The organism is Flavobacterium tegetincola DSM 22377 (assembly GCF_000425485.1).
Classification (GTDB): Bacteria; Bacteroidota; Bacteroidia; order Flavobacteriales; family Flavobacteriaceae; genus Flavobacterium; species Flavobacterium tegetincola.
In genome coordinates this window covers 1-19,642 of the sequence record NZ_AUDN01000025.1, presented here as the reverse complement: position 1 = coordinate 19,642, position 19,642 = coordinate 1, and the positions used below count along the sequence as shown (strand labels likewise).

Sequence of the window (19,642 nt, the reverse complement as noted above, 5' to 3'; positions counted from 1 at the left end):
TTTACGTTTTGATTACCTCCGGTAGAATTATCAACGTCATGCAATTCGCTTCAATACGGCGATATAATGTAAGGATTTCAACAAAAATAAGCATCCGCCGAAACGAATGCTTTTCTATAATTACTATTTTTTTTTGTTACCAACAATTACACTACTTTATTTGTGAAAATTAGGGCAACTGGATGCATAACTTATTTCTTGTTTGGCAATTCAATAAATCCCATATTGAACAAAGTAAACGCTTGAATATCCGCTGCTTCTTCAATGGTTTTAGAAACCGGTTTTCCCGCTCCGTGACCTGCATTGGTTTCAATTCGTATCAAAACAGGGTTAGTTCCCCTTTGTTTGGCTTGCAATTCAGCAGCAAATTTAAAACTATGTGCCGGAACTACTCGGTCGTCGTGATCTCCTGTGGTTACTAATGTTGCCGGATAACTCACACCTGCCTTTACATTATGAACTGGAGAGTATTTCAATAAATAGTCAAACATTTCTTTGTTGTCTTCTGCCGTTCCGTAATCGTAAGCCCAACCTGCTCCAGCGGTAAACGTATGGTAACGCAACATGTCTAAAACACCAACAGCTGGAAGTGCTACTTTCATCAATTCTGGACGTTGCGTCATTACAGCACCCACTAACAATCCGCCGTTTGAGCCACCACGAACCGCTAGATAATCTGAAGAAGTGTATTTCTGTGCTATTAAAAATTCAGCTGCCGCGATAAAATCATCAAAAACATTTTGCTTTTTCAATTGCGTTCCTGCATCGTGCCAAGCTTTTCCGTATTCGCCACCACCGCGTAAATTTGCCACAGCATAAACACCGCCTTGTTCCAACCATACGGCATTGGCAATACTAAACGAAGGCGTTAAACTGATGTTGAATCCACCGTAACCGTATAAAATAGTTGGATTTTTTCCGTTCAATTCTGTTCCTTTTTTATATGTAATAATCATCGGAATTTTAGTCCCATCTTTTGAAGGATAAAAAACTTGCTTGCTTTCATAATCTGCAGAGGCAAAATCAACTTTTGGTTTCTGGTATTCTTTGGAAACACCTGTTTTAGGATCAAAAGAATAGATGGAGCCGGGTGTCGTATAATTGGTAAAAGAATAATACAATGTAGTTTCCTCTTTTTTACCGCCAAAACCTCCTGCAGTTCCAACACTTGGCAACTTAATATCACGAGTTAATTTGCCATCGTAATCGTATTGTTGAACAAATGAAACGGCATCTTTAATGTAAGTTGCAAAAATAGAACCTCCACCAGTTGATGTGGAAAGTACGTCTTTTGTTTCATTGATAAAAGGCTTCCAGTTTTCAGGAGTTGGATTGGAGGCATCCACCGTAATTACCTTTTTGTTTGGAGCGTCCCTATTTGTTGCAATGTATAGTTTTGAACCTACATTATCAATTACATCATTATCACTATCAAAATTATTTACAACCGTTACAATTTTACTGTTGGGTTGTTCCAAATCTTTAATGTACAGTTCATTTCCGGAAGTAGAAGTGGAGGCAGAAATAACTAAATATTTACTATCGTCTGTTACACCACCGCCTACATATCTGCGTTTTTCATTCAACCCAAAAATAACTTTATCGTCTTTTTGAGCCGTCCCTATTTTATGAAAATACAATTTATGTTGATCTGTTTTTGCCGAAAGCTGACTTCCTTTTGGTTTGTCGTAACTCGAGTAGTAAAAACCTTCGTTTTTATACCATGACATTCCGCTGAATTTTACATCAAGAATTTCAGTTTCCAATTTTTCTTTGGTAACTGCGTTCAAAATAGTAATCGTATTCCAATCGCTTCCTGCAGCAGAAGTAGAATATGCCACTAGCGAACCGTCTTTTGAAAAAGATACATTTGCCAAAGAAGTGGTTGCATCAGATGAAAAACCATTTGGGTCAAGAAAAACTTCTTCTTTTCCGTTCTTGTCTTTTCTGTATAAAACCGATTGATTTTGCAGACCATCATTTTTGTAGAAATACGTAAAATCACCTTCTTTAAATGGTGCAGAAATTTTTTCGTAATTCCACAATTTTTCCATGCGTTCTTTCAAGGCAGTACGAAATGGAATTTTCTCTAAATAGTCAAAGGTAACTTCATTTTCTGCCTTTACCCAAGCTGCAGTTTCTGCCGATTTGTCGTCTTCAAGCCATCGGTATGGATCTTTAATTTCAGTTCCAAAGTACGTTGTTACGGTGTCTACCATCTTGGTTTCAGGATAGTTTACGGTAATAGCTGTCTTCTTCTCTTCGGTTTTGCACGAAAGAATTGTGGTTAAAACAACCATGGTGATGAATGTTTTTTTCATTTAAAAAGGTTTTTTGATTCCTACAAATATATCGAATCAAAAGATCTTTTCACTCAAAAAGTGGTGCATATTGTCGACGTTGTTTGTAAAGTAAAATTCCATTCAGTGCCGCCACCACAATTGCAGGAGCAATACCTTCTATATTGAGGTATATATGAAACAATAAAATATTTAAGGATACGGGAACCAATACAATTAATGCAAAAGCAACCCACTTTTTAGTAATTAATAATACGGCAATAATAATTTCTACTACAGCAACAATCGGGAGAATGTAGTCCACTTGACCAAACGATTGTAGCAAATCATCCGCTGGAGTGGGAATAAATTTAAAAAGTTTATTTAAGCCAGAAAGTAAAAGAAGTACTCCTAAAAGGATTCGTGTAATTTGAGTAAATTTAGAATTCATAGTAAATCGTTTAAAGGTTTATTGATTTTCTAAATTTACTAAATAAAATGTAAGGAATCGACAATAAATAAGTAAAAATTCAATTTATAAAAAAAACCGCCCAAATTTGGGCGGTTTGTAATTTAGAAATTATTTTAAACTACTGAACGGTAATTGGAAAAACAACTTGAACATCGGTTGCTCCACCAGCATTTGTGATGATACCCTCCGCTACACCTTCCGCAGTCTTAATAGGTTCGTGACGTAAAATTACGGTCAAATTTCCTGATACTGCATCAGCCGCGGCTAGAAATGTAAATTCCAAACCAATTGGTTTACCGTTTACATCTAGGTCTGTATAAGCAAAAGTTCCAACTCCTGGTGCATTGAAGAAAAATTGGTGCTCGTGGCCTTCTTCCAATACTTCTGCTGAAATATCATCCACAGGATTGGTCAATATATTGGACAAAGAAACTGTTCCTGTGTAGGTCTCTCCTGGTGTAAGAGTTCCTGTTACAGTAATTTGTGGCGCAATGGGTCCGTTTCCATCAATGTCGTTGGATATTAAAATTACAGGAAGTTCCAAGAGATTTTGCGGCGTCAGTGTTACCGTTACAGTAGTAATTACTTCCTCTTCGTTTACCGGTTGGGCATCGTCATCGCTTGAACAAGAGTTGAATGTAAATAAGGCAATTAAAGCCATTGGTACTAATTTGATCATTTTCATGTTTGTAAAATTTAAATGTTTAATAATTAAGTTTGATTTGCATTGTGAAATTCCTTCCCATATCATCAACGTAAAGTCGGGTACGGTTGAGGTAATCTCGGTAATTGGTATTAAAAATATTTTGGATGTTAAATCCAACGGTAATTTTAGATTTTTCAAAAGCGTTAAATTGCATTTCGGAACTGAAATTCAACTGATGATAGCCTTTTGGAGGCTGACTGATCGCTACATTCGTCGGGACAAATACACCATCAATAGGAACATCTGCAATGAAATCGTTATCAGGAAAACGATTTTGAGTAAAAAGCCACTCACTTTGCAACCCCAAAATCAAATGATGCCACTCACTTTTGCTGTAGTGAATGCTATTGTTCCAATTGATAGGTGGCATATCAATTAGGGCTTCATGGTTGTTACGATCTTCACCGTATACATAAGCAAAAGTACTGCGGAAATTTAGGTTTTTGGCAAAGTCATAATTCGCACTGACGTCCAATCCCATTAATCGAGCATTCACTTGACGGTATTGCCAAACTGGAAAAGCGCCTCGGTTACTTTGCTCCAAGCCAACTGGCTCAAGCAATGTAAAGTCGTTGATTATATTCAAGTACGGATTGATCTCAAAGGCAAATGTGTCGGAGGTGTAGGCCAAAGTAGTCGAAAGCTTAACTGCTTTCTCGTTTTTTAACCGTAAGTCGCCCAATTCAATCTGACCCGTTGCGTGATGCAATCCATCGCTGAACAATTCGGAAGGATTTGGACTTCTGTTGGCCAAACTTGCATTGGTAAACCAAGTTAAGTTAGTATTGATTTGATGCTTTGCACCAATACTTCCCGAGAAATTGTGGTACGTAAAATCGGGATTCGTTTTCCATTGCGTCCCAAAATCTCCGGTAATAATGTCCGAAAAGTCCGCATCGTAATTTCTTTCGTCCCATCTGGACTTTAGATAAAATTTTGTAGCATCAATTCTGCTATAATCGTATCGAAGTCCAGTTTCCAATTCCCACGTGTCATTCAAAGCAAAGGTTGCAATGCTGTAAATTCCTGCCTCAAACTTATCGTAATTGGGAATCAACGGACGGACGCCAGTATCGGTATCGGCAAAGTTATTTTGATATGTTCCGCTTACGCCAAATTTATATCTAGCAATTTTACTAGAGGAAGTCTCAAAATCAGCCAAAACCGAATGTGTAGACAGAAGCAAGTCCAACGAAGGTTTATTTCTGTCATCGCCCCGTCGAATATCATATTCCTGCCTATCGTTCAATTGATAAGCATATTGTAGCGTGAGTTTCCCTAAGTCAGAAAAGTTTTGATAGTAGTTTAATTTACCCAAATAATGCCGTACTTCTTGTCTTGGTGCAGCAATGTTGTAAGTAAAATCGTTTGCCGTATTTGGAGTTCCACTATTGATTGCCCCAACCAAATCAGCAATATTACCAATATGGGATGCGCTCAAAATTCCAATAGTAGCATCGTAGTAACTAAAAAAAGCTGTAAATCCGGAATGTTTACCTTTAAAACCCACGCCGCCAGAAAAGTTGTTTTCTCGCGTTCCCGTATTCGACAGTACATAATCAGGCGATTCCACATCGCCAAGGTATTTAAAAGTACCCTGCAAATTCCAATTCCAACCCGTTTGATATCCCTTAAAAAGTGAGGATGAAACGCTTCCTCCACGGCCATTTGAAGCACCGTTTAAAATTGTTCTTCCATATAATGTGTCTTTTACAGGAATCACTGGTGGTTCAATTATCACCACGCCGCCAATGGCATCTCCTCCATACTGCAAGCCTGAAGCACCCTTAATTACCGACACTTTTCCAGCCGTATTGATGTCCAAATTTGGTGCATGTTCCAAACCCCATTGTTGGTCTTCCAAACGAACATTGTTATTGATGATCAAAACCCGACTGCTGTGCAAACCATTGATAACTGGCTTTACAATTGTACTGCCTGTTTTTAAAGTAGAAACACCGCTAATTTCCTTTAAAGCATCTCCAATGCTGCCGCTGCTGTAACGTTCCAGCTGGGCAACTTTTAATACTTGTCTGTCAACTGTGGTGTTGGTCTTTAGGCTTTTATCATAAATTAAGACTTCTGATAATGCCGAAATATCTTGCTTCAATGTGAGGTTTAAGACCATATTATTACGTACATCAACGAGTGTGTCCACTGCTTTATATCCCACATAGGAAACAATAATTCGATGTGCACCTGAAGGTAAATTCATCATAAAGTTTCCGTTGGGATCGCTGATAACAAAGGCAGTGCCTGAGTGAATATGACTTCCACCAAGAGGTTCGTTCTTTTCGTTTGTAATGGTTCCGCTAACTTTGTTTTGGGAATATACAAGCGATTGGTTTCCAATAAATAGGAAGACTAGTGCAATAAAATAACGCATTGATTTTTAAAAATCTAAAATGAAAATTGAGACAAAATTCTATATATAAATTGTCCGAAAAAAAGCAAAAGCTTGGGAGAATTGTAATCCGTATTAATAGTAGAAAATTTTATAGTAACTTGTATTGATATACCACACTATGCACTAAACCTGCTTTCCTTGAAACAAATCTGTAGTGTTGCCATTCCAAATTTTTGGAATCTCAATACATGTTCCCGCTTTCGGCTGTAGTACCTATGAAAAATCGGCACCACGAAAGCTATCGGGCTCGTTTAAAATCTTTAGTTTTCTTGTATTCTTTCGGGATTAGGCAACTTGAGGAGGACCTCGTAAAGAAGAATGACTTCCAGAGAAAAAGGAAGGATTTTCTGCATAAAATGAATTGTAAACAATACTTTCAAAAGAAGATTTAAAAGCATAAGAGGTAATTTCTGCACCAACAAAGTTGTTAAACGTAAATTCACAAACAAAACATTTCTGATGATTGTGATTGTTTTCATGCAAGTCGTGCTTCTGATGATCGTGCTGATGAACGGCAAGATCATCTGTCAAAAAATGCTCATATGAATGCAGCGATTGAAACAGTATTGCGAACAATACTGAGCACATCAGCGACAAGTTTATTATGGCAAATTTTTTCTTCATGAAATACAAAGGTAGCATTTAATGCAAAAATCCGTTTGAGTTTAACAATTTTTAATAAAAAATACCATTAAGACACTAAGTTTCATTAAGTCAAGGTTAGGCTTGATTTTCTTAATTTCTTAATGGTTTAAAATTTTATTTTAGATTAAATCTTTTACACTAAATGATTAGCAACTAGATATTCCGCAATTTGAATCGTATTAGTAGCAGCACCTTTCCGTAAGTTATCAGCTACAATCCACATGTTTAGTGTATTTGCTTGACTTTCATCACGACGGATTCTTCCTACGAAAACGTCGTCTTTTCCTTGTGCAAATTTTGGCATCGGGTAAGTATGCGTATCCGTATTGTCTTGAACAACAATTCCTGGAGTTTCATGCAAAATTCTGCGAACGTCATTTACATCAAAATCATTTTCAAACTCCACATTTACGGCTTCTGAATGTCCTCCAACAATTGGCACTCGAACGGCAGTTGCAGTAATTTTAATTGAATCGTCGCTTAATATTTTCTTTGGTTCGTTGACCAATTTCATTTCTTCTTTGGTGTACCCATTGTCTTCAAAACTATCACATTGTGGAATCGCATTTCTGTGAATTGGATATTTATAAGCCATTTCCCCGCTAATTCCAGCGTATTCATTTTCCAATTGCTGAACCGCTTTCACACCTGTTCCGGTAATCGATTGATACGTGGAAACGATGATTCGCTTGATTTTATATTTTTTGTGCAAAGGAGCTAAAGCCAAAACCATTTGGATTGTCGAACAGTTTGGATTGGCAATGATTTTATCTTCTTTTGTCAATTCAGAAGCGTTGATTTCGGGAACAATTAGTTTTGTATTCGCGTCCATTCGCCAAGCGGAAGAATTGTCAATTACGGTTGTTCCTGCTGCTGCAAATTTAGGAGCCCATTCCAAAGAAGTTTCTCCTCCAGCTGAAAACAAAGCAATATCCGCTTTCATGTCCACGGCAGTTTGCAAACCCACTACTTTATATTTTTTTCCGTTGAATTCAATTTCTTTTCCAACTGATTTTTCAGAAGCGACAGGAATTAATTCCGTTACAGGAAAATTTCTTTTTGCCAAAACTTCAAGCATAACTTCGCCAACCATTCCGGTTGCTCCAACAACTGCAATTTTCATAATAAAGCGTTTTAATAAATTGTGATACAAAAGTAATTAATATTCACGTGAGAAATACAAATTTGATAGTAAACAAAAAAACCGTTCAAATCAATGAACGGTTTAAGTTAGAATATATGATGTAGCGGATTGAATTATGCTTTTCTTTTCAACTCGTCGCGAATTTCCATTAACAATTTCTCTTGAGTAGAAGGTGCTGCTGGAGCTGCAGGAGCCGCTGCTTCTTTCTTTTTAGTTCTTTCGTAAGCCTTTAAAACCATGAAAATACAGAAACCAATAATTACGAAATCAAGAATAGTTTGAACAAATGAGCCGTACATTATAGCAACTTCAGCAACTGCTGGAGTTACTTCAGTTTCGCCATTCATTATTGCCGGAATTCCGTCTTGGAGCACAACTTTTAAGTCTGTGAATTCCACATTTCCTAAAAGCATACCAATAGGAGGCATTAAAATATCATTTGTAAACGACGTTACAATTTTACCAAAAGCTCCACCTACAATTACGGCAGTCGCTAAAGTTACAATTTCGCCTTTCATTAAAAAGGCTTTAAAATCACCGATGAATCCCATAATAATTGTGTTTTGATTGATTTTTTATTAAAACTGGGTGCTAAAGTATAAAACATTTAGTTCTTATAAAATTATACTCGATAAAATACACGTTTTACTCGTTGAGAAATGCTAGTTAAAATTTCGTACGGAATCGTATTTGTTTTCTCTGCAATCAATTTAACGGTAGGGTTTTCGCCAAAAATAATAACAGAATCACCTTCGGTACAATCAATTTCTGTGCAATCTACCATCAACATATCCATGCAAATGCTTCCTAAAATGGCTGCTTTTTTGTTTCTTATGGTAACATAACCCACTTGATTTCCCCAACTTCTCGCAATTCCATCAGCATAACCTATCGGAATAGTAGCAATTTTTGTTGTGCTATCGGCCACAAAACGTCGACTATAACCCACGCTTTCTCCTTTTTGAATCACGCGAATTTGAGAAATAACCGATTTCAATGTACTTACATTTTCCAAGTATTTTTGCTCTTTATCATCGTTAGAAATCCCGTAAAGTCCAATACCTAAACGAACCATATCGTATTGGCTTTCGCCAAAATTAGAAATCCCCGATGTATTCAAGATGTGTCGGATGGGATTAATTTCTAGCTCTTGGATGATTTTTGTCGAAAGATGTTCAAACAAATTTATTTGCTGATTGGCAAAATTTCTGTTTTCTAAATCATCGCTAGTTGCCAAATGGGACAAAATACTTTTGACTTTTATGGAAGGTGTATTCTTTAAGGTTTCAATTAAAACGGGCAAATCTTGTTCTTGAAAACCCAATCGATGCATTCCGGTGTCGATTTTTATATGAATTGGATAACCTACCAATTTTTTTTGTTCGGTAATTTTCAAAAAGGCATTCAAACCTTTCATACAATAAATTTCGGGCTCTAATTCATATTGAATAATGGATGGAAAACTGGTGTTTTCAGGATTCAAAACCATGATTTTAGTTTTAATTCCCGCTATTTTCAACGAAATTCCTTCATCTGCAAACGCAACACCAAGATAATCTACTTTTAAATGTTCGAGCAATTTGGCAATTTCAAAACCGCCGTTTCCATAACCAAAAGCTTTCACCATAACCATTAATTTGGTCGTTGGCTTCAACTTTGATTTGTAATAACTCAAATTGTGCGTGATGGCGTTGAGGTTGATTTCCAAAACCGTTTCATGCGTTTTTTGTTCCAGAAGCGTCACTATTTTTTCAAATTCAAAAGAACGAGCACCTTTTACTAATAAGGTTTCATTTTCAAAAGTCAAACTATCAAAAGCTTCCATGAAATCATCCGTACTTTTAAAAGTGCCGCAGTTGATAAATTTAGTTTTGTAATTAGAAATGGTTTCGCCAATGCCAATTACGCGGTGAATTTTATTGGCAATAACCAATTGTGAAACTCGGGTATATAATTCGTCATTGCTCAATCCACTCTGAAAAATATCAGATAATATTAAGGTCTTTTTCTTGTGTTGTTTTTGACTTTCTAAAAAATCTAAAGCAATTTTTAACGACTGAAAATCAGAACTGTAACTGTCGTCAATAATCGTCGTATTGTTGATTCCGTTTTTGACTTTAAGTCGCATTTCCACGGGATAGAGTAGGTCGATTCGGTTTTCGATGGTTTCAATGCTGTAGTTAAAATACAGTAAAACCATTAGACAATGAATGGCGTTTTCTACGGAAGCATCGTCTAGAAATGGCACTTTGATGTCAAAAGCGGCATTTTTGTAAATAATATTTAAAACTGTTTTGTCTAAAAGAGTGCTTTTGCTGATAAAAACGTCGGCGTCTTTTTCTTTAAAGCTCCAGTTAAATGTTTTTGAAGCTTGATTTTTGTCATTTACATGGATGTCAATACATGGTAAAAACTGTTCAATCGTTTTATTTTTATTGTAAATTAAAACTTCTACATCTTTAAAAAGTTTAATTTTCTCTTTGATTTTTTCGCCAATATTAGCAAAGCCTTCATCATGAGCCGAACCAATATTGGTTAGAATTCCAATGGAAGGTTTGATGATTTTTTGGAGCGCTTCCATTTCATTTACCGTTGAAATTCCGGCTTCAAAAATCCCTAAGTTGTGTTTTTCATTAATGGCAAGAACCGAAAGAGGTACGCCAACTTGCGAATTATAACTTTTTGGACTTCGGATAATGTTGTAATCGGGACTTAAAAGGAAGTTGAGCCATTCCTTGACAATTGTTTTTCCATTACTTCCGGTAATTCCGATAATTGGAAAATGAAACAAGTTTCGGTAATAAGCGGCAAATTGCTGTAAGGCATTTTTTGTGTTTTGAACTACATAAAATGTGGCTTTTCCTTCGAGGTTTTCAGGAATGTAAGTCACTACAAAATTTTGGACGCCTTTATCAATTAGTTCTGAAATATAATGATGTGCATCGTAATTTGAACCGCTTAACGCAAAAAACAACGTATTTTCATTGTTTTGCATTGAGCGGCTGTCAATAGAAACCAAATCAATTTCGGCAGTGGAAATCGTACCGTGGATTTTAGCGTTTATTTGTGGGATGATATTTTGGAGGGAAAGTGTCAAAATTATTTTTTGTTAATGGATGAGAGAAATTCGGTTAGTTTCCTGTTTACAAATGGTAAATCACTTATATTTTTCGATGAGATGATTTTGATACTCTTTTTTATAGTCGAAATCAGTTGAAAGATTTGTTTTTACAGAAAGACTTTTAACAAAATCCGAAATAATAATTTCTTCTGTGGATACATTCTTTTCTCCTAGAACAACTAATCTTAAATAGCTTTCAATAATTTCAGAAAGAGTTTTTTTATTGTTTTTAGCGTATTCATTGGCCTTTTTTAAAAGCTTTTTGTCAATTTTTAAAGTAAAAATGTTTTCCATAATATTGAAAATATAGATACAAATATACATAAAATGTGGTGGAACTCTGATGGAATTTTAAACTGCATTAGAGTTTAGTCTAAGCGTTTTTAGAAAGATTAAAAGAAGCCTAGAGATTGAATTTAGCCCCGATTGGAGGGAATCCCGATTTTTATCGGGAAGGAAGGAAAGCGGGAATATGAATTAAAAAATTCGCAAGTGATTGGCTCCGAAAGTAAATTTGAAATCAATTTAAGTCGGTGGAAATAATAGACTCCTACGGAGTGACAAATTTGGATGCTAAATTAGGAATACTGATTTTTGAAATACCAATTTTTAACTATAACCTATAACTTTTAAAAGACTGAATACTAAAAAAACGGATCACTGACTACTCTTTCTTCATTGCATGAAAATAAGCTGCACGACTCAAAGGCTCGTATTCTTCGGTTTCGCCAAGCATAACGAGTTTGTCGCTGTCATTTTTTCGGAAACTGTAATTGGCAAGATTTCCGGTTCGGGTACAAACGGCGTGAACTTTAGTCACATATTCGGCAGTTGCCATTAAAGCAGGCATTGGGCCAAAAGGGTTTCCTTTAAAATCCATGTCTAAACCGGCCACTATTACGCGAATTCCTGAATTGGCGAGGTCGTTGCAAACGGAAATGATTTCATCGTCGAAAAACTGGGCTTCGTCAATTCCAACTACATCGCAACCTTGTGCTAAAAGGCGAATATTTGCAGCGGCAGGAACGGGTGTGGAACGAATTTCATTACTGTCGTGCGAAACGACCATTTCGTCGTGATACCTTGTGTCAACTGCAGGTTTGAAGATTTCGACCTTTTGCTTAGCAAATTGAGCACGCTTCAATCTACGGATGAGTTCCTCGGTTTTGCCGGAAAACATCGAACCGCAAATTACTTCAATCCAGCCAAATTGTTCTTTATGATTTACTGTATTTTCGAGAAACATAGTGTATTTTTCTACCTTAAAAAGGATTCGTTTTTTTTACTTCTTTGCGAAGCCAAACCGACATATATTTTTTACTTTTACATCGAAGTTGTCAAAAGTAGAAAATTTTTTGCAAATCCGAGTTTTAGAAGCTTGATTTGGGAAATAAACTTTTTGAGAATAGTAGTTTCCAAAAAAAATATCATTGAACTTATTATAATTCTACAGCTATGAAAAGAAAGTTAGAATCTGAATTAATCAGTATTGCACACCGGATTTTGAAAATTAAAAATAAATCAGAATTGGCACAACTGCAACAAGAAACGTTGAAATTGTATGAAAAAATTTCTGTTTTGCGTTTTGTAGAAGAAAATTTTAGCGAGGTAAAACCAACTATAGGTTATGCAAATGCTGAAAAAGAAGTGGAAGCGATTTACGAAGCGGAAGAAAATGCAGAAGTGGATACTTTAGCGGAAAATGCTCAAGAGGAAGTGCAAAAGGAAGAGACTAAAGCTGAAGAAGAAGTGATAACAGAACCAACTATTGACGTGGTTGATGTACCATTGGAAGCAAGTGCTGATGAAGAAGTTTTAGAAACTGTAGAGGAAGATGAATCGCAAACTGCTGCAACTGTTGAAGAGGAAGAGCCAGTTGTGTTTCAAGAGGAAATTGTGGAACACGCGGCTGAAGTAATTGAAGAAGATGTAGAAGAGGAATCAGAAGTAGATGAATCAGAAGATGTGGTTGAAGAAGCAATAGTAGACGAACCAGAAATTGAATTTGCACCATTATTTGAAATTTCACAAGAGGAAGTTGCTGAAATTGTTTTGCCTAAACAAATTACGCTTGAAGATTTTTTAACTGAAGGTCACGTGGAGCCAATTTTTGTTAGAGCAGAACAATCGTATTCTAACGAGACGACAACTACGCAAGTGGATGCTGATGAAAAAGAAACGGTGACTAAAGTGGAAGTAGTGGAAACCAAGAAAACGCAATTTGTTATTGACCATCACGAACCAAAAAGTGTTTCTTTGAATGATAGTTTATCCAAAACCATCAACATTGGTTTGAATGATAGAATTGGTTTTGAAAAACATCTTTTTGGTGGAAGTAATGAAGATATGAATCGCGTTCTTTCTCAATTGAGTACGTATGCTAATTTTGGAGAAGCACAAGAATTTATTGAAGATATGGTAAAACCAGACTACAATAATTGGACTGGCAAAGAGGAATATGCAGCTCGTTTTATGGAAATTATTGAAAAAAAGTTTTCATAAATGGGTAAATTATTCATCGTTCCAACGCCAATTGGAAATCTAGAAGACATGACTTTCAGAGCGATTCGTGTTTTGAAAGAAGCTGATTTGATTTTGGCTGAAGACACACGAACCAGCGGAAAGTTGCTCAAGCATTACGAGATTGGCACTCACATGTACAGCCACCACATGCATAACGAGCACAAAACCATTGACAGTTTAATCGCCCGATTGAAAAGTGGTGAAACGATTGCTTTAATTTCTGATGCGGGAACTCCAGCAATTTCTGACCCTGGATTTTTACTTACGCGAGCTTGTGTGGAACAAGGTGTGGAAGTAGAATGTTTGCCTGGTGCAACGGCTTTTGTTCCAGCTTTAGTAAACAGTGGGTTGCCGAACGACCGTTTTACATTTGAAGGATTTTTGCCAGAGAAAAAAGGACGTCAAACGCGTTATTTGATTTTAGCAGAAGAAGTTCGAACAATGATTATTTATGTTTCGCCACATAAATTATTGAAAACATTAGCTGAATTTATAACTTATTTTGGCGAAGACCGACCAATTTGCGTTTCTAGAGAATTGTCTAAACTTCATGAAGAAAATGTTCGTGGAACAGTTAGAGAAGTCTTGACACATTTTGAAGCAAAAGCTCCGAAAGGGGAAATTGTGGTAGTGGTTGGAGGGAAAATAACTAAATAAAAATTGAATGAATACAACAAAATCTCATACAAAATGGTTAGGCGGATTGGCTTTTGAAAGCACAAATCCGGGTGGAACAATTACAATTGACGCGGCAAAGGAACAAGGCGGTTCTGATTCAGGATTGCGACCAAAGGCATTGATGTTGAATTCCCTTGCAGGATGTTCGGCAATGGATATCGCTAATTTGGTTGGAAAAATGCGTGCTGAAATCGATACCTTTACCATTGATGCAGAAGGCGATTTGACTGATGAAGAAGTGCAAACCTATCACACTTTTCGGGTAACTTATAATTTTTTTGGTGCAAACCTAGATAAAGATAAGCTTGAAAAAATAGTCAAATTATCTACAGAAAAATATTGTGGCGTGATGACTATGTTTCGTCAGTTTGCAAAAATTGAGATTAACATAAATTACTTGACTTCGTAATTATGAGTATTTCAGAGTTTATAAATAAGTTGAAATCGGATGCGAAAAGTATTTCGTTTCAAGAAACTATTGCTGTTGTTAATGCTAATTATTCGTTTACTCCAACAACTTTTTCAAATGGAAATCAACTCAATAAAGCAAAGGAAAATAACGGTTTTTGTACCATTTTCGCGTTCGCTAAATTGTATCAGTTGGATAAGTTGCAAACTTTAAGCTGCTTTGGATGTTACTATTTTGAAGATGTTTTGCAAAACCCAGAAGGAACAGACCACCAAAATATCCGTAATTTCATGGAATATGGTTGGGATGGAATTCATTTTGAGAATGAAGCTTTGAGTAAAATACAGCTCTAAATAAATTCGGTTGTATATCAGTGTAACAAATTTTGAATTCAAATAAATTGCTATTTTGTAAAAGCAATTAAAAGCCTTAATCGTTGTCTTCGGTTAACAATAAATACTAATTCTTGTTGTTCGCGATTAACAATTTTGTAAGTTTGTATTTTAATATTTAAAATATGGAAGAGCTTATATTTGAATTTCAGCAAAAAGTTGCAAATGTATCTACTCATTTTCAGCGGTATTTAATAAATGAAATCGGTTTTGAAAACAGACTTATTGCCATAAAAGGAGCGAGAGGCTCGGGAAAGACAACGCTTTTACTTCAGATTTCAAAATTAAAATTAGAAACAGCTAAAAGTTTGTATGTTAGTTTAGACCATATTTATTTCTACGACTTTAAACTATATGCATTAGCAAAAGAATTTTCAAATAATGGCGGAAAGCACTTGCTTTTAGATGAGGTTCATAAATATCCCAATTGGTCGAGAGAAATCAAGTTGATTTATGATAACTTTCCCAGTTTGCAAATTATATTTACTTCCTCATCAATGCTCGAAATTTATAAGGGAGAATCCGATTTAAGCAGACGAGCCGTTTCTTATAATTTAAAAGAACTCTCTTTTAGGGAATTCATACTATTAGATACTTCCATAGAATTTCCCGTCTATTCCTTTGATGAAATTTTAAATAGTCACAATCAAATTGCTACGGAAATTTTACAAAAGATTAAACCCATTGCTCATTTTGGAAAATATTTAAAAATTGGAGCTTATCCGTACTTTATTGAAAGTGAAGAAAACTACAATCAAAAATTATTAAATACCATCAATTTGATAATAGAAATTGACATCAACGCGGTGGAAGATTTGAACTATGAAACATTGGTAAAGCTTAAAAAGCTGTTAGTTTCAATTGCAAGTAGTGCACCTTTTACGCCAAATGTTACTAAATTAAGTGAGAAAATTGGAGTGTCAAGAAACACATTAATTCAAGCGATTAAAATTTTGAGTCGGGCGGGATTGGTTAATGAATTATATAAAGATGCTTCAGGAATTGGGGTGCTTACAAAGCCTGAAAAATTGTTTTTAAACAATACTAACTTAATGTATGTTCTGGCAAAAGACAACATTAATATCGGCAATGTAAGAGAAACGTTCTTTTTGAATCAGTTTAAAGATGTACACGAAATTAATTTGTCTGAAAAGACGGATTTCATTATTAATAATAAATATTCCTTCGAAATTGGAGGTAAAGGGAAGTCGAAAAAGCAAATTGCAACTCTTGAAAATGCCTTTGTGGCAAAAGATAATATAGAAATTGGTTTTGGAAATGCCATTCCTGTGTGGCTGTTTGGATTTATGTACTAAATTCAAATTTCGTCAATTGTAATGATAAACTTTATACATTTGTAATTCAGTTATTAGCCGTAAAACTAAAATTAGCAATTTTTTATACCTATTAAAGATGAGATGGAATTTAAAATCGAAGCCAGAACAACATAAAGTACAAGCACTGCAAAGCCAACTTAAAGTAGATGAAATTGTCGCCGAACTTTTAGTTTCCCGTGGTATCGAAACTTTCGAAGAAGCCCGACTTTTTTTCCGTCCCACTTTAGCGGATTTACACGACCCGTATTTAATGAAAGATATGGATACAGCGGTTCAACGGATTGAAAAAGCCATTATTTCTGGCGAAAATATTATGGTTTTTGGTGATTATGATGTCGATGGAACTACGGCAGTTTCATTAGTTGCTTCATATTTAAAAACCATTTATCCAAATGTCACCACTTACATTCCAGACCGTTATTTGGAAGGTTACGGCGTTTCTTTTAAAGGAATTGATTATGCAGATGATAATTCCATTTCGCTGATTATTGCTTTAGATTGCGGAATTAAATCGATTAATCATGTGGCTTACGCCAAAGAAAAAAACATTGATTTTATCATTTGTGATCACCACCGTCCGGGCGAAACGATTCCTGATGCGGTTGCTGTTTTAGACCCAAAACGTACTGACTGTGAATATCCTTACGACGAATTATGTGGTTGTGGAATTGGTTTTAAATTAATTCAAGCTTTGGGTCTGAATCGTTCGCAAACTACGGAAGATTTGGTTGAATACTTGGATTTAGTGGCAACTGCAATTGCTGCAGATATCGTTCCGATGACGGGTGAAAATCGGATTTTAGCAAAATTCGGATTGGAAGTCATCAACTCTAATCCACGACCTGGAATTAAAGCATTAATTCATCAAGTTAAAAAAGAAGTGTTGACCATTACGGATGTGGTTTTTATAATTGCACCAAGAATTAATGCGGCTGGACGAATAAAACACGGCAATCATGCGGTTGAATTGTTATCAGAATTTGATTTTGATCAAGCCACAGAATTTGCCCGTGAAATTGAACTATATAATTCGGAACGAAAGGAATTAGACAAGCAAATTACCGTTGAAGCGCTTAATCAAATTATTGAAAATCAAGAAAAAGATAAATTTTCAACAGTTGTTTATCAAGAAAATTGGCACAAAGGTGTGATTGGAATTGTGGCTTCTCGGTTGATAGAAACCTATTATAGACCCACTTTGGTTTTTACTAAAAGTGGCGATAAATTGGCAGCTTCGGCACGTTCTGTTTTTGGTTTTGATGTTTATAACGCTTTGGAAGCGTGTTCAGAACATTTGGAACAATTCGGCGGTCACATGTATGCAGCCGGAATGACTTTGGCTGAGGAAAATTATGAGAAGTTCAAAAATGCTTTTGAAAATGAAGTTAAAAGAACCATTTTAGAAGAACAACGCGAACCTCAAATCAATATTGATATGGAACTAAATTTCACCGATATTGATGAAAAAACGATTCGAATTTTAAAACAATTTGAGCCTTTTGGACCTCAAAATATGCATCCTGTATTTGTTGCAAAAATGGTTTTTGACACAGGTTATGGAAAATCAATGGGTTTAAATGACGAGCATTTAAAACTTTTTGTAAAGCAAAACAATTCGATGGGATTGGCGGCAATTGGTTTTGGATTGGGGAAAAAGTACAGTTCGGTAGTAAATCGAAAACGGATTGACATTATTTACAGCATAGATGAAAACGAATGGAATGGCAAAACTACGCTTCAGTTGAATTTAAAAGACCTTCAAGAAAGTCAACTTTAACTTTTTTATTTAGAATTAATATAAATAATTAAATTATATTTGTTTCCAAAGAATAGGAAATGAGTATAACGACACAGATTTACGGAAATGATTTTGGAATGGCCTTTTATTGGAACCAAAAAGAGGCTGCACAAACGGATAAAATTCAATTGGTTTTTAAAGAAACAGGATTTAATTTGACGTTTTCAGAGTTGGAAAAATTTGCCTTTCTGATTTCTGAAAGTCAGTCACGAACAATTTGTTGTGAAGATTGCAAATTAAAAAATAAATGCAATCGTTTCTTGTTACAAACACCTGCAAAACAGATTGATTTGGCAGTTTCCATTGAAGAATTAGAAGGGATTGAGGATTTGGTAGGTGGAACTATTTTTAAAATAAAAGTACAACACTACATTTTTGGAGCAGGAAGAAATTAATTTATAAATTCTTTCAATTCAAATTTTTCTCCATCGAAAACGCCGTAGGTAAAGTAACCAATCCAATCGCCTAAATTCACATATTCAGAATTTTGACCTAAATCAAGAATCATCGGAAGATGACGGTGTCCAAAAACAAAATAATTGTAATGTTTGGTTTCGAGTTTTCTTTTGGCGTATAAAACCAGCCATTCATTGTCTTCTCCAAGATAAATTACATCTTCATTTCCTGAAATTAATTTATTTTTTACGGATAAATATTGGGCTAATTTCATTCCAATATCCGGATGCAGCCAACGGTAAAGCCATTTTGAAAATGGGGCGGTAAAAACTTTTTTCATTCGTTTATAACCTTTGTCGCCAGGACCTTTTCCGTCGCCATGACCAATTAGAAAAGTTTTATTTCCAAAAGTAAACTCTTTGTTGTCTCGGAAAGTTGGAATATTCAGTTCTTTTTCAAAATAATCAGCCATCCATAAATCGTGATTTCCTACAAAAAAATAAATAGGAATTCCACTGTCGCGAATTTCGGCTAATTTTCCTAAAACCCGAACAAAACCTTTGGGTACAACGGTTTTATATTCAAACCAAAAATCAAATAAATCGCCTAAAAGGAAAATTGCTTCGGCATCTTGCTTAACTTCATCAAGCCATCTTACGAACTTTTGTTCTCTAGGAAAACTTAATTCTGCTGTTGGTGCACCAAAATGTTGGTCAGAGGCGAAATATATTTTTTTTGAAAGCGATGTTTGCATTTTGTTTTTAAAAATTCAAAGGTAGTAAATCTTGTTTGAGAAAACATTTCAAATTTTGATATACCTTGAAATGTAAGCAAAGTTCTATTATAACAATTGAGCATTAATTAGTTAAATAGTGGTTTTTTGTCTTAATAGTCTTAAAATTTGTTAAATTTGGAATCCCGTACTATGGGATAACTATTATCAAACAACCTATAAATTTTTCATTTCATGAAGAAAATTACACTTTTATTACTCACTATTTTGTATTGTACCGTAGGGTATTCTCAGTTCCCGCAGGACTTTGAAACCGGTACGACAGTACCTAACGGCTTTCCCACGGGATGGCTCGTTACGGACAATGGAGTTGGAACGGCCAACAGTTGGACCATTCAATCAGCAGCAGCAGTTGTGGTTAATGGTACTAAATCAGCGTACATGAACCGCGAGGAGATTGGATCGGGAAACACCTCTCAAGATTGGTTGATTTCGCCATCCACAACGATTCCGGCAAACGGACAACTTCGATTTTTCACTAAGCAATCTATTGCTGGAGATAACGGAACGTTGTATCAGATTCGGATTTCCTCTGCTACGTC

Annotated in this window: 19 protein-coding genes; 8 read left to right on the top strand and 11 right to left on the bottom strand. The window is 35.5% G+C overall.

The features are described 5' to 3' along the window. Positions 1 to 191 precede the first annotated feature (191 nt). From H602_RS0107300 to H602_RS0107255, 10 genes are all read right to left on the bottom strand, one after another. Complete coding sequence (locus tag H602_RS0107300; protein ID WP_026977430.1) at positions 192 to 2,321, bottom strand: prolyl oligopeptidase family serine peptidase; 2,130 nt, start codon at positions 2,319 to 2,321, stop codon at positions 192 to 194. A gap of 49 nt (positions 2,322 to 2,370) precedes the next feature. Continuing rightward, positions 2,371 to 2,730, bottom strand: coding sequence for a DoxX family membrane protein (locus H602_RS0107295; RefSeq protein WP_026977429.1), 360 nt, complete (start codon positions 2,728 to 2,730; stop codon positions 2,371 to 2,373). A 139-nt stretch (positions 2,731 to 2,869) separates the two neighbouring features. Further along, positions 2,870 to 3,436 carry a hypothetical protein gene (locus tag H602_RS0107290; RefSeq protein ID WP_026977428.1) on the bottom strand — a complete coding sequence of 189 codons (567 nt, stop codon included), beginning with the start codon at positions 3,434 to 3,436 and terminating at the stop codon, positions 2,870 to 2,872. Between the two features lie 19 nt (positions 3,437 to 3,455). Then, the gene (locus H602_RS0107285; protein ID WP_026977427.1) at positions 3,456 to 5,843 is read right to left on the bottom strand and encodes a TonB-dependent receptor; all 2,388 of its coding nucleotides are present in this window, start codon (positions 5,841 to 5,843) and stop codon (positions 3,456 to 3,458) included. Between the two features lie 306 nt (positions 5,844 to 6,149). Then, complete coding sequence (locus tag H602_RS0107280) at positions 6,150 to 6,488, bottom strand: hypothetical protein (RefSeq protein WP_026977426.1); 339 nt, start codon at positions 6,486 to 6,488, stop codon at positions 6,150 to 6,152. A gap of 154 nt (positions 6,489 to 6,642) precedes the next feature. Then, positions 6,643 to 7,632 carry an aspartate-semialdehyde dehydrogenase gene (locus tag H602_RS0107275; protein WP_026977425.1) on the bottom strand — a complete coding sequence of 330 codons (990 nt, stop codon included), beginning with the start codon at positions 7,630 to 7,632 and terminating at the stop codon, positions 6,643 to 6,645. Positions 7,633 to 7,766: 134 nt separating this feature from the next. Next, positions 7,767 to 8,204 (bottom strand): large-conductance mechanosensitive channel protein MscL, encoded by a 438-nt coding sequence (gene mscL / locus H602_RS0107270; RefSeq protein WP_026977424.1) that lies wholly within the window; start codon positions 8,202 to 8,204, stop codon positions 7,767 to 7,769. Between the two features lie 71 nt (positions 8,205 to 8,275). Further along, positions 8,276 to 10,750 carry a bifunctional UDP-N-acetylmuramoyl-tripeptide:D-alanyl-D-alanine ligase/alanine racemase gene (locus H602_RS0107265; protein ID WP_026977423.1) on the bottom strand — a complete coding sequence of 825 codons (2,475 nt, stop codon included), beginning with the start codon at positions 10,748 to 10,750 and terminating at the stop codon, positions 8,276 to 8,278. 60 nt (positions 10,751 to 10,810) lie between these two features. Beyond that, a complete protein-coding gene (locus H602_RS0107260) occupies positions 10,811 to 11,068 on the bottom strand; it encodes a DUF6364 family protein (RefSeq protein WP_026977422.1) in 258 nt (85 codons plus the stop codon). 370 nt (positions 11,069 to 11,438) lie between these two features. Continuing rightward, on the bottom strand, positions 11,439 to 12,020 hold the full coding sequence (locus H602_RS0107255) for a thymidine kinase (RefSeq protein WP_026977421.1): 582 nt from the start codon (positions 12,018 to 12,020) through the stop codon (positions 11,439 to 11,441). Between the two features lie 209 nt (positions 12,021 to 12,229). On the opposite strand from H602_RS0107255, the gene H602_RS0107250 reads away from it, so the two are divergent. The 7 genes from H602_RS0107250 to H602_RS0107220 all read left to right on the top strand — a co-directional run bounded on the left by H602_RS0107250 (position 12,230) and on the right by H602_RS0107220 (position 18,306). Next, on the top strand, positions 12,230 to 13,276 hold the full coding sequence (locus H602_RS0107250; RefSeq protein WP_026977420.1) for a hypothetical protein: 1,047 nt from the start codon (positions 12,230 to 12,232) through the stop codon (positions 13,274 to 13,276). Next, the gene (rsmI, locus tag H602_RS0107245; protein ID WP_026977419.1) at positions 13,277 to 13,954 is read left to right on the top strand and encodes a 16S rRNA (cytidine(1402)-2'-O)-methyltransferase; all 678 of its coding nucleotides are present in this window, start codon (positions 13,277 to 13,279) and stop codon (positions 13,952 to 13,954) included. A gap of 7 nt (positions 13,955 to 13,961) precedes the next feature. Continuing rightward, a complete protein-coding gene (locus H602_RS0107240; RefSeq protein ID WP_026977418.1) occupies positions 13,962 to 14,384 on the top strand; it encodes an OsmC family protein in 423 nt (140 codons plus the stop codon). 2 nt (positions 14,385 to 14,386) lie between these two features. Beyond that, positions 14,387 to 14,737: a HopJ type III effector protein gene (locus tag H602_RS0107235; RefSeq protein ID WP_026977417.1), complete on the top strand. Its 351-nt coding sequence runs from the start codon at positions 14,387 to 14,389 to the stop codon at positions 14,735 to 14,737. Between the two features lie 164 nt (positions 14,738 to 14,901). Then, on the top strand, positions 14,902 to 16,092 hold the full coding sequence (locus tag H602_RS0107230; RefSeq protein ID WP_026977416.1) for an ATP-binding protein: 1,191 nt from the start codon (positions 14,902 to 14,904) through the stop codon (positions 16,090 to 16,092). Positions 16,093 to 16,189: 97 nt separating this feature from the next. Then, positions 16,190 to 17,890 (top strand): single-stranded-DNA-specific exonuclease RecJ, encoded by a 1,701-nt coding sequence (gene recJ / locus H602_RS0107225; RefSeq protein ID WP_026977415.1) that lies wholly within the window; start codon positions 16,190 to 16,192, stop codon positions 17,888 to 17,890. A 59-nt stretch (positions 17,891 to 17,949) separates the two neighbouring features. After that, entirely contained in the window at positions 17,950 to 18,306 is a 357-nt protein-coding gene (locus H602_RS0107220; protein WP_026977414.1) for a hypothetical protein, read from the top strand. On the opposite strand, the gene H602_RS0107215 is transcribed toward H602_RS0107220, so the two are convergent. Beyond that, the gene (locus H602_RS0107215) at positions 18,303 to 19,061 is read right to left on the bottom strand and encodes a UDP-2,3-diacylglucosamine diphosphatase (RefSeq protein ID WP_026977413.1); all 759 of its coding nucleotides are present in this window, start codon (positions 19,059 to 19,061) and stop codon (positions 18,303 to 18,305) included. The two genes, H602_RS0107220 and H602_RS0107215, sit on opposite strands and share 4 nt — an antisense overlap. 213 nt (positions 19,062 to 19,274) lie before the next feature. On the opposite strand from H602_RS0107215, the gene H602_RS18350 reads away from it, so the two are divergent. Further along, positions 19,275 to 19,642 (top strand): choice-of-anchor J domain-containing protein (locus H602_RS18350; protein WP_035759130.1); only part of this gene is annotated, 368 nt, incomplete at its 3' end.